This window comes from Kosakonia sp. Marseille-Q7440 (assembly GCF_965119485.1).
On sequence record NZ_CBCPLT010000001.1, the window covers coordinates 801,032 to 814,382 of the forward strand.

The 13,351-nt window shown below is 44.7% G+C and carries 21 protein-coding genes; 14 read left to right on the forward strand and 7 right to left on the reverse strand.

Translation table 11 applies throughout. The features are described from left to right. Positions 1-46 precede the first annotated feature (46 nt). Both ACWPW2_RS03495 and ACWPW2_RS03500 read left to right on the forward strand, forming a co-directional pair. Positions 47-1,324 (forward strand): VENN motif pre-toxin domain-containing protein, encoded by a 1,278-nt coding sequence (locus tag ACWPW2_RS03495; RefSeq protein WP_454121646.1) that lies wholly within the window; start codon positions 47-49, stop codon positions 1,322-1,324. A gap of 11 nt (positions 1,325-1,335) precedes the next feature. Beyond that, positions 1,336-1,818, forward strand: a complete 483-nt coding sequence (locus tag ACWPW2_RS03500; protein ID WP_124969569.1) for a hypothetical protein — start codon at positions 1,336-1,338, stop codon at positions 1,816-1,818. 152 nt (positions 1,819-1,970) lie between these two features. On the opposite strand, the gene ACWPW2_RS03505 is transcribed toward ACWPW2_RS03500, so the two are convergent. Beyond that, a complete protein-coding gene (locus ACWPW2_RS03505) occupies positions 1,971-2,057 on the reverse strand; it encodes a SymE family type I addiction module toxin (protein WP_376748763.1) in 87 nt (28 codons plus the stop codon). A 222-nt stretch (positions 2,058-2,279) separates the two neighbouring features. Between ACWPW2_RS03505 and ACWPW2_RS03510 the strand changes: the two genes are divergently transcribed. From ACWPW2_RS03510 to ACWPW2_RS03530, 5 genes are all read left to right on the forward strand, one after another. Continuing rightward, complete coding sequence (locus ACWPW2_RS03510) at positions 2,280-2,558, forward strand: SMI1/KNR4 family protein (protein ID WP_454121647.1); 279 nt, start codon at positions 2,280-2,282, stop codon at positions 2,556-2,558. A 17-nt stretch (positions 2,559-2,575) separates the two neighbouring features. Beyond that, positions 2,576-2,824: a hypothetical protein gene (locus tag ACWPW2_RS03515; RefSeq protein WP_454121648.1), complete on the forward strand. Its 249-nt coding sequence runs from the start codon at positions 2,576-2,578 to the stop codon at positions 2,822-2,824. Positions 2,825-3,040: 216 nt separating this feature from the next. Next, positions 3,041-3,196 carry a hypothetical protein gene (locus ACWPW2_RS03520; protein WP_454121649.1) on the forward strand — a complete coding sequence of 52 codons (156 nt, stop codon included), beginning with the start codon at positions 3,041-3,043 and terminating at the stop codon, positions 3,194-3,196. Between the two features lie 695 nt (positions 3,197-3,891). Then, the gene (locus tag ACWPW2_RS03525) at positions 3,892-4,275 is read left to right on the forward strand and encodes a hypothetical protein (protein ID WP_454121650.1); all 384 of its coding nucleotides are present in this window, start codon (positions 3,892-3,894) and stop codon (positions 4,273-4,275) included. Positions 4,276-4,648: 373 nt separating this feature from the next. Continuing rightward, the gene (locus ACWPW2_RS03530) at positions 4,649-5,206 is read left to right on the forward strand and encodes a hypothetical protein (protein WP_454121651.1); all 558 of its coding nucleotides are present in this window, start codon (positions 4,649-4,651) and stop codon (positions 5,204-5,206) included. Between the two features lie 19 nt (positions 5,207-5,225). Here ACWPW2_RS03530 and ACWPW2_RS03535 read toward each other — a convergent pair whose 3' ends face one another. Next, positions 5,226-5,366: a hypothetical protein gene (locus ACWPW2_RS03535; protein WP_438441176.1), complete on the reverse strand. Its 141-nt coding sequence runs from the start codon at positions 5,364-5,366 to the stop codon at positions 5,226-5,228. A 653-nt stretch (positions 5,367-6,019) separates the two neighbouring features. Between ACWPW2_RS03535 and ACWPW2_RS03540 the strand changes: the two genes are divergently transcribed. The 5 genes from ACWPW2_RS03540 to ACWPW2_RS03560 all read left to right on the forward strand — a co-directional run bounded on the left by ACWPW2_RS03540 (position 6,020) and on the right by ACWPW2_RS03560 (position 9,237). Continuing rightward, positions 6,020-6,493, forward strand: coding sequence for a hypothetical protein (locus ACWPW2_RS03540; RefSeq protein WP_454121652.1), 474 nt, complete (start codon positions 6,020-6,022; stop codon positions 6,491-6,493). Between the two features lie 274 nt (positions 6,494-6,767). Next, positions 6,768-7,121, forward strand: coding sequence for a hypothetical protein (locus ACWPW2_RS03545; RefSeq protein WP_454121653.1), 354 nt, complete (start codon positions 6,768-6,770; stop codon positions 7,119-7,121). Between the two features lie 660 nt (positions 7,122-7,781). Then, on the forward strand, positions 7,782-8,162 hold the full coding sequence (locus tag ACWPW2_RS03550; RefSeq protein ID WP_312202248.1) for a hypothetical protein: 381 nt from the start codon (positions 7,782-7,784) through the stop codon (positions 8,160-8,162). A gap of 413 nt (positions 8,163-8,575) precedes the next feature. Beyond that, the gene (locus ACWPW2_RS03555) at positions 8,576-8,959 is read left to right on the forward strand and encodes a hypothetical protein (RefSeq protein WP_454121654.1); all 384 of its coding nucleotides are present in this window, start codon (positions 8,576-8,578) and stop codon (positions 8,957-8,959) included. 77 nt (positions 8,960-9,036) lie between these two features. Continuing rightward, the gene (locus ACWPW2_RS03560; protein WP_454121655.1) at positions 9,037-9,237 is read left to right on the forward strand and encodes a hypothetical protein; all 201 of its coding nucleotides are present in this window, start codon (positions 9,037-9,039) and stop codon (positions 9,235-9,237) included. Between the two features lie 34 nt (positions 9,238-9,271). On the opposite strand, the gene ACWPW2_RS03565 is transcribed toward ACWPW2_RS03560, so the two are convergent. Beyond that, positions 9,272-9,814, reverse strand: a complete 543-nt coding sequence (locus tag ACWPW2_RS03565; protein ID WP_023478984.1) for an RNA 2'-phosphotransferase — start codon at positions 9,812-9,814, stop codon at positions 9,272-9,274. Between the two features lie 65 nt (positions 9,815-9,879). Then, complete coding sequence (locus ACWPW2_RS03570) at positions 9,880-10,215, reverse strand: hypothetical protein (RefSeq protein ID WP_454121656.1); 336 nt, start codon at positions 10,213-10,215, stop codon at positions 9,880-9,882. Between the two features lie 230 nt (positions 10,216-10,445). On the opposite strand from ACWPW2_RS03570, the gene ACWPW2_RS03575 reads away from it, so the two are divergent. Beyond that, positions 10,446-10,715 (forward strand): hypothetical protein, encoded by a 270-nt coding sequence (locus tag ACWPW2_RS03575; RefSeq protein WP_454121657.1) that lies wholly within the window; start codon positions 10,446-10,448, stop codon positions 10,713-10,715. A 33-nt stretch (positions 10,716-10,748) separates the two neighbouring features. Here the strand turns inward: ACWPW2_RS03575 and ACWPW2_RS03580 are convergent, their stop codons facing one another. Further along, positions 10,749-11,126, reverse strand: a complete 378-nt coding sequence (locus ACWPW2_RS03580; protein WP_454121658.1) for a hypothetical protein — start codon at positions 11,124-11,126, stop codon at positions 10,749-10,751. A 118-nt stretch (positions 11,127-11,244) separates the two neighbouring features. Here ACWPW2_RS03580 and ACWPW2_RS03585 point away from each other — a divergent pair, with 118 nt between their 5' ends. Next, a complete protein-coding gene (locus ACWPW2_RS03585; RefSeq protein WP_454121659.1) occupies positions 11,245-11,865 on the forward strand; it encodes a histidine phosphatase family protein in 621 nt (206 codons plus the stop codon). Here the strand turns inward: ACWPW2_RS03585 and ACWPW2_RS03590 are convergent. Together ACWPW2_RS03590 and ACWPW2_RS03595 are read right to left on the reverse strand one after the other, a co-directional pair. Further along, positions 11,845-12,411, reverse strand: coding sequence for a nucleotidyltransferase family protein (locus ACWPW2_RS03590; RefSeq protein ID WP_454121661.1), 567 nt, complete (start codon positions 12,409-12,411; stop codon positions 11,845-11,847). The two genes, ACWPW2_RS03585 and ACWPW2_RS03590, sit on opposite strands and share 21 nt — an antisense overlap. Further along, a complete protein-coding gene (locus tag ACWPW2_RS03595) occupies positions 12,411-13,349 on the reverse strand; it encodes an XdhC family protein (protein WP_454121662.1) in 939 nt (312 codons plus the stop codon). The genes ACWPW2_RS03590 and ACWPW2_RS03595 overlap by 1 nt, the downstream gene beginning before the upstream one ends. Positions 13,350-13,351 lie beyond the last annotated feature (2 nt).

Here is a 13,351-nt window from a genome sequence, read left to right on the forward strand (position 1 = left end):
TAAATTTTTAAACTAGGATCTTTTATTAATTTTCATACTGTCAATAATGTTGTGCAACTTCCACCAATCAGCGATTGCTGGTGGCGCCGCACCTTACCTGGCGAATGAGATTGCCAGGTTAATTCCCAAAGAAGATTGGCAAGCACGCGTGCTGGCGCACGCCGTGGTGAATGCCGCGCTGGCGGCGGCGAGCAAAAAAGATGTGACCACTGCAGCGGCAGGGGCCGCCACCGGCGAACTGGCAGGGATAATTGCCGTTGACGCGTACCATAAAACCGTTGGTGAACTGAGCGAGGAAGAGAAACAGACCGTTTCTGCACTGGCAACTCTGGCATCCGGCCTTGCTGGCGGCCTGGTGGGCGACAGCAGCGCAAGTGTGGTTGCCGCGGCGCAGGCCGGGAAAACGACGGTTGAGAATAATGCTCTAGGCATGATGGGAGCTGCTGCGGAAGCAGCAGCGAATACAGCAGCCGTAGTAGCCGGAGCGACCGGAAACGGAAGCAAAGGCTCGGCAAACGACGATGACTGGAATGCCGGTGGGAGTTGTGAGGGTACGCGTGAGCAGTGTGCAGTACGCGATCCGAGCCGTGATGGAACCCGCGGGCCGGGACATACAGGGAATACTGATCCAGCCAATCCAGGGCCTACCGATACAGGCAATCATGATGGCCAGCCAGATACCGGGCCGAACAACACCGGAAACGGTAGTCAAGTAAACACCGGACCGAATAATACAGGTAATAATAGCGATGCGCCTGGTACAGGTGGAAGTACTACGGTTACACCGATTCCTGATGCGCCGAATAAGGATGATTTGGCTTATTTGTCAAATAATAAGAATGCTATTGATGATATTGTTGCCGGAAAGGGAACGGCTCAGACAGGGAAACAAACAATAGGTGTACCTGCAACTCAGTCTAAAAATCCGCTAAATCCAGTACAACAATATGATGCTCACGGAAATGAAATTGTTTATCGCACTATGTCTGAAAAACAATACCAAATATTCAGGGAAACCGGTGTTATGCCAGCCACAACTGAGACCTCTGTTTCTCCGGTATTGGGATATTCGTCAAAATATGATGGAGTGACTGTAAAAATAGTGGTTAAGCCTGGCACATTCTCAGAGCTTGAAAAGATAGGCATTGCAGCAAATTCTGCAGCAGCAAAAGAGTTACCTAACATGTCAACTCAGACAGGGAAATGGATGGATACTAATGCCCGATTTAAGGTTGAAGGTGGACAGATGACAACTCAGCTTGGACAAGGTAAAGGTATGGAAATATTCAATAATAATATTGTCCATTTCGAACAAGTTAAATGAAAGGAAAAGTTATGCTATTAAATTTGGAAGAAACAAAAATACCAATGAAAATGGTTTTTTTGTTATCAGAAGAATTAAAAATGAATCCCGGGCGAGTGGCTCTGACACAAGCTCTAACTTTAAACTCATCAAAACCAATGATGGGTCTTAAAGGTATTCATGGGCTTTTCGGTTCTCAGGAATGGTGGGATAGTATCAAAAAAGGAAAAATGCCTTTATTGTTCCAGTCTGGAATAATAAAAAGAGCTTATGTGGCAGGGCAAGACCCTTCTGATTTCAATAATACCATTGATTTACTACTTGATGATGGAACCACTCAGTCTGTTGGTATTTATACTAATAAAGAAATAGATGCCAATCTTTTTAAAGTGGGATATATGGCAAGTATTGTTTATGCTTTGGATGAAATGAAAGCACAACCAGATTTTGATGGGAGTATAAATTATTCAAAAACAGCTTTAGAAATGGCTGTTTCATTAAGACCAGTTGAATGAAAATTAACATTTCCTATGAATTAACAAAAAAGATTCTAATTTTTTAAAATAGAATCTTTTATTGATTTTTCATATTTTCAATAATGTTGTGCAATTCCCACCATATTTAACGGTAATCGTTTAGACGATCGCCAACTTGGGATTGTTCTCTGTCATTCATTTACAGGCCGGATCACCAGTTGCCCGTGCTCAACCGTTACGGTAACTGGTGTATCGGTCACAAACCCCGCCTTTTCCAGTCAGTTGCCCTTGAGGTAAAAACTGGGGCAGGTCACCAGGATTAAACTAATCGCTTCTGGAAACCAATTATTATTCTTCTTACGAAAGCGAAGGATCAATATGGAGTAAGGTATGAAAAACTGAAAAAGTTACAAGACAAAATCATTCAGGGGGAAGAAAAGAATGAAAGTAAGTGATGAGAAGTTACGGCAAATTTTAGCGGGAAAAGAGAGCTAAAAATTATGGGAAATAGTCAATTGAAAAATATCACAGCTGCAGACGTTGTTGAACTGTTCAATGCTCACAGTGACATCGTGAATTTTGGCACTTCTGAGAATGTAGTAGATGACGATTGGATAAGAAAGGCAGAGAGTACTCTCGGAGTCAAGCTAACTCCATCGTATGTGTGGTTTTTGAAAAATTATACAGGTGGTGAGGTTGGCGGAGAAGAAATATTTAGTATTTACGGGATTGAATTTGATCAAGTACGCGGGGGGGAGATATTGTATATCAATATCTAAATGATTTTAAAAGTGGGTTGAATAAAAGTTATCAAATCGTTGTTAGTCAAACTGATTTTGGCGAAACATTCTATTTTGATTATTTAAAAATTGATGGACAAGAGTGCCCTTTGTATCTCAAATTACCTTCTGGAGAGGAAGTTTTTTATGCAAAAGATTTTTATGAGTTTTTATTTAAACGCGTTCTGGCAAATTGTGATCGAGAGCAGGTACAGATAAATTTCCGGCCAGAGAAATCGCTGTTGACTGGTGATAGAGGAATATAAGTAGTATCGCCAATATTCAGACTGAATAGTCGGATGCCATCTAACGTTTGCTGTGTTGTAGTGAAACGGGAGGTTAGCAGTAAGTAAACCGATATTAATTGCTGAAAGTTGTATGATCTTACTGGCAGTGATGTACAGCGATTATCACCGCGGCCACTACTGCGGTCAGTGGACTAGCATGGGGGAAATTTTAACGCTGCGCTTGCAAAGGATGCGGTGTCGTATATCGCCAATGGAATTGGTAAAAATAACATCATGGCAGGAATTATGGAGCTTACCTTAGTCAACGTCTTGCTGGCAAAAGTGCAGGTGAAAACTTATCTTATCAGCATGTTATCAATATCTGCATTTGGCACGGAGCGGACAAGCTAACTGCACCTGACTTACCCCCAGTATTAAATAATAGTCAGTTTGTAATGCTGGTTTGTTTACCTTCTTTTTTTTAATTCGCCAGTCCGCTGTAAACTCCGCTGGTGTCAGATAATTCACTTAGTAATGAGGCCGACATAATTTATAGTTCTTCCGTCGGTCATTAGTGACTTTCCTGGCATGGGCGAGAACGCGGAACTAATGTTCAACCAGGCATTCATCCCTAAAGCGGAAGTTACAATAATCGATACAAGCCATTATTTAATGGGGCGGTGATGGATGGCGCGAACAAGTAAGTTTCAAAGTCAGCAAAGAGGTTCCCTACTGCACGAAAGGTGGCGTTCGTCCAGACTGATGTCAGGGAAATGTTTGCATTGTTGAAGTGAAAAAAAATAACATTGCGGCTAATCAGATTTGGCTGATAAATAATGTTTATAAGCAAGCGATCCAGCGTGCGGAGAATTGACATGCGGGAATTCGGCAAGAGATTGTAATTGATATTAGTGGCCAAAAATTCACTACCTTAACAGAAATATATGCGAACGTTAAACGCAAAGCCTGCAAGATTACTTTAAAGCGAACCCTTCAAAGAATCTTCATGACGTCAAAGTTAATGGTTATTGGTTCAGAGTGACTAAAGATACTAAAACAGGGCAAGTCAGTAATGCTTTCATTACTTTACCCCCAAGGAACAGTAAATGATAGACGATTTAGCTTGGTTAAAAAAAGTAGAACAGCGCCTCCTAAATGATGGGGCTGAAGATTTATATTGCTTATTAGAGGTGATGTATAAAGAACAAAAAATGAACTTCCAACAATTTATTTATGATGCATCAAGAGGAATAGGCAGTGTTGTCTCTGAAGGGGTAGAATACGTATTAGATCAAGATCTAGATGATCCAAGCGAGTTTGATGGTGCTTGTTTTATCCTTGGTGACTATGAAAGTTCGACGATTTCACCTCAGAAATTTGTTGAGTTAATGCAGGGCATAACGGATAGTTATATAACTGAGAATCCAGAAAATAAAGAGACAATAGAACGCTCTATGGTGAGACTTAAAGAACGCTATGCTTCATATTGACGTGGTTTTCCACTCAATAATGAAAATAAAATTGAGGATGCTTTGAGTAATATGGTGGCCTCAGGGGAATTTGAACGAATATCAACTAGTGTATATCGATTGAAGAATTCGTTACATAAATCAGGGCTCAGGTAAAGCTCCCGTAGTCGGTTGTTGCTATAAGATAATGCGCATGCTTATGGCATATCAGTTTGAGATACTCAGCAAAAAAGTTTATAGATATTGGTGAACAATATGCCGATAAGTTTGGTGGTTTGAAAGGCCTTTATTGAGGATTGAAGCTGTGGCGTTCTTCTGGATCCAGGGGCCATCAGCCGCCGTATAAATAAATATAAAATCATAGTTAAACTATGTTTCCCGGGAGAGTGATACCGTGACTGATGGATATGATAATGAGATTACCCTACTTGAAAATGTGATAAAGCGTGAGGTTAATTTTCCTAATTACATATTTCATAAGCGATTTGATGAATATTTATTTTTCGATAATGATATTTGCACTTCAGAAGTTTTGATCAGTGTGACCGAACTAATTGTCAGGCTTTCTTTTGGTTCTGATGTAATTGCAAAGGTTTTCACCAGCTCCGATTATAAATTCCTCGGCGATCTACATATGAATGAAGATTGGGTCACTAAAATAGTCTCCTTGAGCACTGAGATGAATAACGCTGGTGATTACGGTGGTCTGATTATTTTAGATCAAAACAAGCAATGGGCTATCTTCCAGAAAACTCCTGTTGATGAAGGAGTTATGGGGTTCAACCGAAATTTGAGCCTGGAGTCGATCAATGAGTTAATTTATGAAAACTTTGTTGATTGTGATGTTTTTAAAGAATGGCTTGAGGAAAGAACTACTCGTAATGTTGAATTGGTTAAGTTGATGGGTAGATCTTTTTTGACAATAATGATTGAAAATTATAAAACTGAATAGTTTATTTTATTGTGATGGCTTAACTATTATCAAAAGATTCCATCAAGGTGAGCAGCGGCAGCAGGTTCGCCTGACCGACCCTGTAGTAATGTGCCTGCCGCTCGCAGACGGTGGTTGTGGTGGCGTGGCCCTGTTGTGACCCGGTATCGAGTTCAGCCATGATTAACTCCGTAACAGTTACCGGGTGCAGGTCAATGCTGCCATCAGTAATGATTATGCATCAGACCTTCAATAACAGGGATTGTGAAAAAGCGTAGCAGGGGACGAGAGGCAGCCAACACCTCCATATTTGCCGCTGTACGTTAGCAATCTTTAATGAGCGATTTCAGATGGGGGAGCGCCTGAAACGGTTGAGGTACATACATGTATAGAAACTTTGATTTATGCATTACAGATTTTAGTAGTGATAATGAGCCCGGGGATTATTGGTATGATTGCGCCATCGTGGAATCTACTGAGATGTTAAGTAAATTCAAAGAGTCAGACTGGAAATGCCTATTAGGCGATTTGGCAAATAAACCTATATTTTGGAAAATTAGATTGGTCGAGTGCCTTGGGGATTTAAACAACAGTTATGAGCTTGAAGTAATATTATATCTCATTAACACTGACGATAACAATCTATTTAACAGTTGTCTGGATTCTTTAAGATCTATGGGAATATGTGGTTTGACTGAAAGCGATTAAGGTAAGATTAATAATGGAATTTTTCTATCGAGAAAAGAGCTTTTTGCCAGTGAATAAGATTTATCAATATTTTAAATAAATTTAATAAATAATAATCCCTGCATGATATAGGAATATGCTTTAATTATGTCAAATAATGTTTATGGCTATTTACAACCAGATGATGAAACTCCTTTGGATCGTCGTTCACTAGAAGATTATATAGCGCATAATTCTTTGAATATTAGGGTGATAAAAAAGGATGAGCTAATCAACTATCCTGTGGAGTATTATCCCGAAGATGAATGTTTTATATTCGATATTGCAGATAATAAGGATTCAATTAATGCAACATATTTAATTGATTATTCAGAATATGATCCTGAATCAGCGGATATAAATTTTCCCTCTGATCCAAAAGAGCGTTTAAATATTCTTTTAGATGTTTTTTTTGAAATGATAACGATATCAAATGCAAAAAAAATGGTTGTTTCGTTGAATGAGTGTGAACAAATTGAAACAGTAAAAAAAATTCAGTTATCTGATTTATATGAGGTCATACATGCTGATTTCGAAAAGTATCAAGCGCCACCGGATACTCTTTATGAAATTATTGTTTGACTGAAGTTGCTTTTTAGCTTTTTCTTGGCCACTTTTTCTCCGTTAGTTGTATGCATAACTAGGCGAGGCTCTGGACAGGCAGCAATTATTGAAGTTAAGGGGCATCCTGAGATCAGCTAGATCCAATATCATCCGCGAGGAGGAAGACACGGTGGTAGCTATAATAAGGTCTCAACTACAACGCAAGGTACGATCAAAGTTGTAGATCCTGGCTCTTATAAGTCAGGTGCTGGTGAAAAGGCCACGATCATAAATAGACCTAAAGAGTAGGTATATGAATAAATTTAAATGGGTTGCTCAAGCATTTTCTCAACCATATGAAATACAAAAGAACTTATTCCCTGAGTTCGTGAATGCTGCCGATCAATTAGCTGTTGAGTGGGAAGTAGCCTTGGATGAAATGGATGACTCAAGACTAGCGAACATTCAGAGACAGATGATCAAGGAGCTGGATGATTATATTTTATCAATTAGTGGGGTTGATAATCTTAAGTACTGGAACGACGATGCACTCTGTCACAGTCAGGAATGGGAAAAAATGAGAGTCCAGGCAAAAGCTATCCTGAATGTAATGGGATGGGATCACTCGATCCCGCCTGAAAGTGGGGTTATATATATAGGTGAGTAGTAAATCTCCGCCCTCAAAAGCCTGGATTTTAACCTTTAGCGGTCGCACTTCAACTGTGGCTCAATAATCAGCCGCCTCTTCACAGCGGTGACCACCGCCGCCTGCCCGGTGCTAAATCCCAGTGCTCCAGCCAGCGGCCTAAAATGGTGAGCTGCCGCAGCGGGTCGGGTTCGGCTGACCGACCCTGTAACAATGCGCCTGCGGCTCGCAGATAGGGGTTGTAGTGGCGTGGTGCTGTTGTGGCCTGGTATCGCGATCAGCCATAATTGACTCCGTAACAGTTACCGGGGGCAGGTCAGATGAGCAGGCTGAGACGACTCAGGGACACCGGAAGGCTGGGAATCTCAGGATGAAGAGAATGCGCGGAATAATGATAAACAAAATATTACTGTTGACGATTTAATTTCAACGTCTTCAAAAGGGAATGCAACTACAGGACGATCAAAATTGTTCGAACGTTCTGGTGGTAGCAATACGGATAACAAAGAATATTATGTTTTGTCTCATACTGAGATTAAAGATATCCCTGGCGGTAGGTTTGGTAAATTACAGGATGGAAGAACTGTTATCGTCCGCGAGCGTAGTACAGATGGTCGCCCGACATTGGAGATCCAGTCGGGTAAAAATAGGATAAAGTTTAGATATGATGAGTGATCGGATATGATTGAACGCTTGGTTGTAAGTAATTTAAGTGAGCGGTTTCCACTGAAACCGCAACTGGAGGATTTACGATATAAATCTGGTTCTCTGGAATTTGTTTTTTCCTCTATCATCGATAATAGCTCCAATAAGTTAAAAGTTGTTTTTGATTGGGTTCATTCTTTTAGGGTAACTGATGAAGGTGACTTGCTTAAAATGCAGTATGAACAAAAAGGATTAATGCTAACGAGTATTTACGTTGTCGAGAATTCTAAGTATCTCAAGTGGTTTAATGAACAAAGTGGGCATATACACGATGATGTTGTTCATTATATGTTTTCTACGGTAGAGGATGTTATAGATGTTTTATCCTCGGTTAAACCTTCTTTACAAGTAATTTGAAGAGATTCTAGTAAGGCACGGTCAGACTATTATTGCAATACACAATCCGATTTCATGAGTCTGATATTTTTTATAAGTAGTGATTGATGTTGATTACGAAGTGATAAAATTAATAGTATTATTGATAAATTAGAATAGTGTTAACTTACAGAGCTAAGATAAAATCATGAAAAAAAGAATGAATTACAAGGAATTTCTCACAAAACAGTACCGTGCGGGGAATTTTATTCTCTGAGCTCGTTAGTGTCCCTCAATAACTGACAGTTGATTGGGAAGTTGCACTGGATAATATTGACCCTAATGAGTGATAATGGGCAAGCTGATCTGGTTTCGTAAATTATCCTGGCGCAACCACAGAGCGTACACTGTGAATAAAAATTTATTCTACTTCTTACAAGTCATCATTAACGCGCATGCAAAACTTAAAGTGGTTAGAAGCAACAAAAAACTATTTTTATCAAAATGATGGTAGAGACTTATATGATATTGTTTATTTGGTTTTATCACTGAATAAAATGAGCTATATCGCCTTTTTGAAAAGAGCTAGCGAAGGATATGGATGCTCCCCATCAGAAGGTTGCGGTTATGCGCTAGATCTAAACTGGGATATTCCTGAAGATTTTAACGAAGTCAGCTTTATGTTTGGGGATTATGAAAGTTCAGCAATTTCTCCTCAAAAATTTGTTGATTTAATGTCTTTTCTTTCTCGAAGTTATATCAAGGAGTACCAGGGTGATGAAGGGTTAGTAAATATTTATATAACCAGGCTTCAAGAGCGTTATCAGTCGTTCTGCTGAAAGCAGCGATCTGGGCATTAGCGGTAATAAACGCTAAATATATCTCGTTCAACTAAAAGCAGATAAATAGCGATAGTATGACTAAATTTTTAGATGAGCTTGAAAAGAATTGTGGCGCTAAGATTGAGCGAAGCGATGCGCGTGTTGTTCCCGGCACAAAAAAAGTTGATGGTTTAGAAAGGATCTATTTCTCTGATGATGGGAAAAGGTATTTTTATCGGGTTGGCTTTCATCTCGTCGCAATGGGAAGTACTCAGGCTAAAATCAGCTCGCCTTGACGCAACCCGTCATAAAGATGACGATGAATAGCCCTTACTCCTGAATATACTCATACGGCACATGCGCCGTTAACCAAACCCCATTATCTGCCTGGTAGAATTTAAAGCCCTTCTCATACATATCCGTGGCTTTTATTTTTAATAACACAGGCTTTCCATAACGTTGCCCGACCTGAACTGCCGTATCTTCATCAGAAGAAAGATGTACATACTGGCGTGATAAAGCGAGTAGGCCTTGCTCTCTGATTTGAGCGATAAAGCGGGTTGCAGTGCCGTGATACAAAATATCTGGAGGCGTTTTCTCTGCGTAAGTGATATTGACCTGTTGAGTGGAATGCCCCTGAGCTGCGCGAATGCGTAAGCCATCTTCTGAAATCGTGAAGCGCTTCTTTTCGCTGCTTTCAACAACGTTGAAAATAAGATCTTTATCGAGTGCATAGCCTTTATTACCAGCACGCAGAATAAGGTCGTCTATAACCGCCCAGCCCTCTTTATCCAGAGTTAGCTCAATGGCTTCTGGTTCATGGCGCAAGACATAACTTAAGAATTTACTGGTGTCGGTACTCTTTTTGCTCATAACTTACTCTCAAATAATCCCTGCCGTTAAACCAGAAGGCCACTGCTGCAAAGCTCATAATTTTATTATGACCGCTGTTTGTCGCTCATTATGTCGCGGCATTTCTGCTGGTTTTCTTTGATCGCTGCCTGCTGCTGCGCGCTGAGCGACGTCCAGATATCGATCATCCGTTCGCCCAGCGCGGAGATGTAGTGATTTTTACGTAACGCGTAATCAGAGTTGCCACCCTCGACAATGTTTTCCATATCACGGGCAAAATTCTGCGGATCGTCATGATCGATGGTGCAGAACACCGCGCGGTAATAGCTCTCCTCCTCTTCGGAGTAGTGCGGCGTAAGCCAGTAGGCAATAGCGCCAATCAGCGCGAGCAGAGGAATGATAAAGCGTAAGTTTTTTAACATTATTGAGTTCAGCAAGAAAAATTGAGGGAGTAGTGTAGCTGAGGCGAAAAGAGAATGTAAAAACGAAGGCCAAACAAAAGCACCACATGCGAAATGCTCTCTCTCGCCGCAGCAGAGGCATCACCAGGCACGAAATAATTTATTCCCACTCCCTCAGCTAATAACCGTCATAGCCACTGGTCACAAAGCCGTGTAGCTTACGCAAAACTTCTTCTGCTCAGGACGCAGTATTGATCACTCAAGCTGAAGCCATCGAGATCGCCAGAGACTATGCCGCGCAGAGCCGACGCGGGTGGGATGAGCACGCTCATCACGCTACGGTCATCACCTTATACGGCGAGCCGGTATGGATGATCGCTACCACTGATGTCGAATACTCCACGGAGCTTCCGTGGCTGATGACCCATCTGCCAAACCCCCGCTATTACTACATCAGCATGGTCGAGGCGAAATGCATCGCGGTGGGCCACCGGGTGAATCAGTATCAGCGCGTACGCTGAGCCTTGGCTGTTTGGCACATTCACACCACAGCATTATTTAAGTTGCAGCCTCACTTTGCTGCCTGCAAATAACGTCAGCAAGGCGGCTTGCAACTCCCCGCTGTTTTGAACAGCAGAAATCTTCGCGCAATACTCCCTGCAGCCTGCCTGCTGCGCCGCAGTCTCGTTCAGCCGAATCGTCAATGTATCCACGCTTAGCGTAACGGCTTCTATTGCCGCCGCCAGTTCATAGGCGGTGTCGTCGCTCTGAAACCCGATGCACTGATCAATAGCAAGATCATCTTCATCAAATCTCCCAATGATAAAAAAATGCTGCGGGTCGTGTGCATCGTCTCCTACGCCAAGGGTTAGCACCTCATCCTCGTTGGCGACATTCGCGCAAACCGCATTAAACGCTTTTATCTCAACCATCTCTTACCCATCTTCGCGTTATTTTTTCGCTTGTATTCCCGCCACATGATAGCCACTCTTCTTCCATTCATACCCATTATAAATTTCCCGCGAATATACCGGGCGAGGAACAGGACAGATGAAAGTTATTCTCGTACGCCACGCACAAACGCAATGGAACCGCGCGGGCATGATTCAGGGCCAGCAGGACAGCCCGATCACCGAGCGCGGCGAGCGGGAAACGGCGGCATTACTCGCTGCATTTAAAGATGAAGGTTATTCGGCAGAGTGCGTCTTTAGCTCGCCGCTCGCGCGGGCGCGCAGCATGGGCGAACAACTCGCCGCGCTTTTTCAGGCGCCGCTGGTGATTGATGCCGCGCTGATGGAGCAGTCATTCGGGCGCTACGAAGGGCTTTCCACGCAGGATTTGCGGGCTGAATGTCCTGCTGAAGCAGATGCATTATTCGCGCACGATGCCGCGTTCTGCCCGCCAGGCGGCGAATCGCTGGCGCAGGCGGTGCAGTGCATGCTGGCGTTTTTACAGCTTCAGCACACTCGCGCGTCGCATAAAACCCTCTGCGTTGTCTGCCATGGGCACGTCACTCAGGGGCTGCTGGCGCTGCTGAAAGAGGGAAACCTTGAGAACTTCGCCCGCTATGCCCAGCCCAATGCGAGCTACGCGGTGTTAGAAATGGCGGAAGAAAAATGCGAGGTGTTGCGCTGGGGCGTGGCGACTCACTTACGCACGCTGGACGCGTAAATAGTTATTGTAGATACGCTCTGCCCGCCGCAAATCCTCGAGCGTGTCAATATCCTGAATAATTCCCGCATCCGTCAGCGGCAGATCCAGCACCTCGCCGCGCGCTCGTGCCTGCCGCACAATGCTTTTCGCGCCGCTATCGCCAGTTAATGACCGCAGGGAAGGGAAGTAGCAGCGGGAAAAGGCCACCGGATGACCCTGGCGCTGCTGATGCCACGGCACCACCAGCGGTTTTTCACCCAACCCTTCGGCGACATGCAGTAACGATTCTGGGGCGATCAGCGGCAGGTCGGCGGGCAGAATCAGCCAGCCGGAGGCGTTCGATGTGGCGTTAACGCCCAGTGAGATAGAGTCGCCCATCCCGCCCGTGCCGCCCACAGGGCGAACCAGATGCCAGGCGAGACCAGCACGCTCTACTGCATGGATAACGTGCTCTAATATCGTGCGCTCGCCGAGCAGCGTATCAAGTTTATGGTGTTGCGCGCCGGAGGCGAGAAAGCGCTCGCCGCGTCCTGCGGCAAGAATAATTACCACCGGAGCAGCCATCAGCTTTCGTCCGCTGCAAGCTGCGCGGCGGCGACATCCGCCAGCACCGAGAGCGCCAGCGAACGCGCATCGCGCGCTTTCGGGAAAATGCCAATCGGCGCTTTAACCCGCGCAATATCAGAGGACGCAAAGCCAATCTCACTGAGCTTCTGCGTGCGTTTTTGATGGGTGCGATAGCTGCCGAGCGCGCCGATGTAGAAAGGCTGCGCGCGGAGCGCCGCCTGCAACACGGGCAGTTCCTGGTGCAGATCGTGCGACAGCAGGATCACCGCCGTCTGCGTATCGATCTGTGCGCCATCCGTTAGCGTCTCGACAAGCTGCACGTCGTAGCCAGAGGCGCGGGCGAGGCTGGCAGTGGTCTGCGCTTCAATCGAGCGGCCAAAGACCATCACCCGTACGCGCGGGCGGTAGGCGACAGTAAAGATCTCCTCATCCCAGCCGCTTTGGGTCACACCCGTCACGCACTCAAGCTGCTCACGAGCCGGATGGTAGCGCAGCGCGGCGGGCTGGCGCTGCGCAAGCAGGTTCAGCACCGCCAGCAGCGGTTGCGCGCTGCGCAGGCGATGAATATGCAGCGTGATACCGCCGCCGCAGGGGAGCACAATGTCGAACCACGGCGAACCCTCGCCGTAGCGCACCACGCGATCTTCAACGCAGGCGAGTGCCGCCATTGCTTCAAAGGCGGCGGCAGACTCCACGCAGCCGCCGGAGACGAAGCCGCAATAGCCGCCATCTTCGCGTACCACCATCTGCGCGCCCGCCGCACGTGCTGCGCCGCCGCGAATGCCGGTCAGCGTCACCAGCGCTGTCTCCATGCCTGCGCCGAGCGCATCGACGGCGAAGCGCAAAATCTCTTCGCTGTCATCGGTGAGCAGCGCCTGCTGCGGCGTCAGCAGCGCTTCATCTGCCGTGTCAGGTGCCAGAATGGTCTGCTGCATAA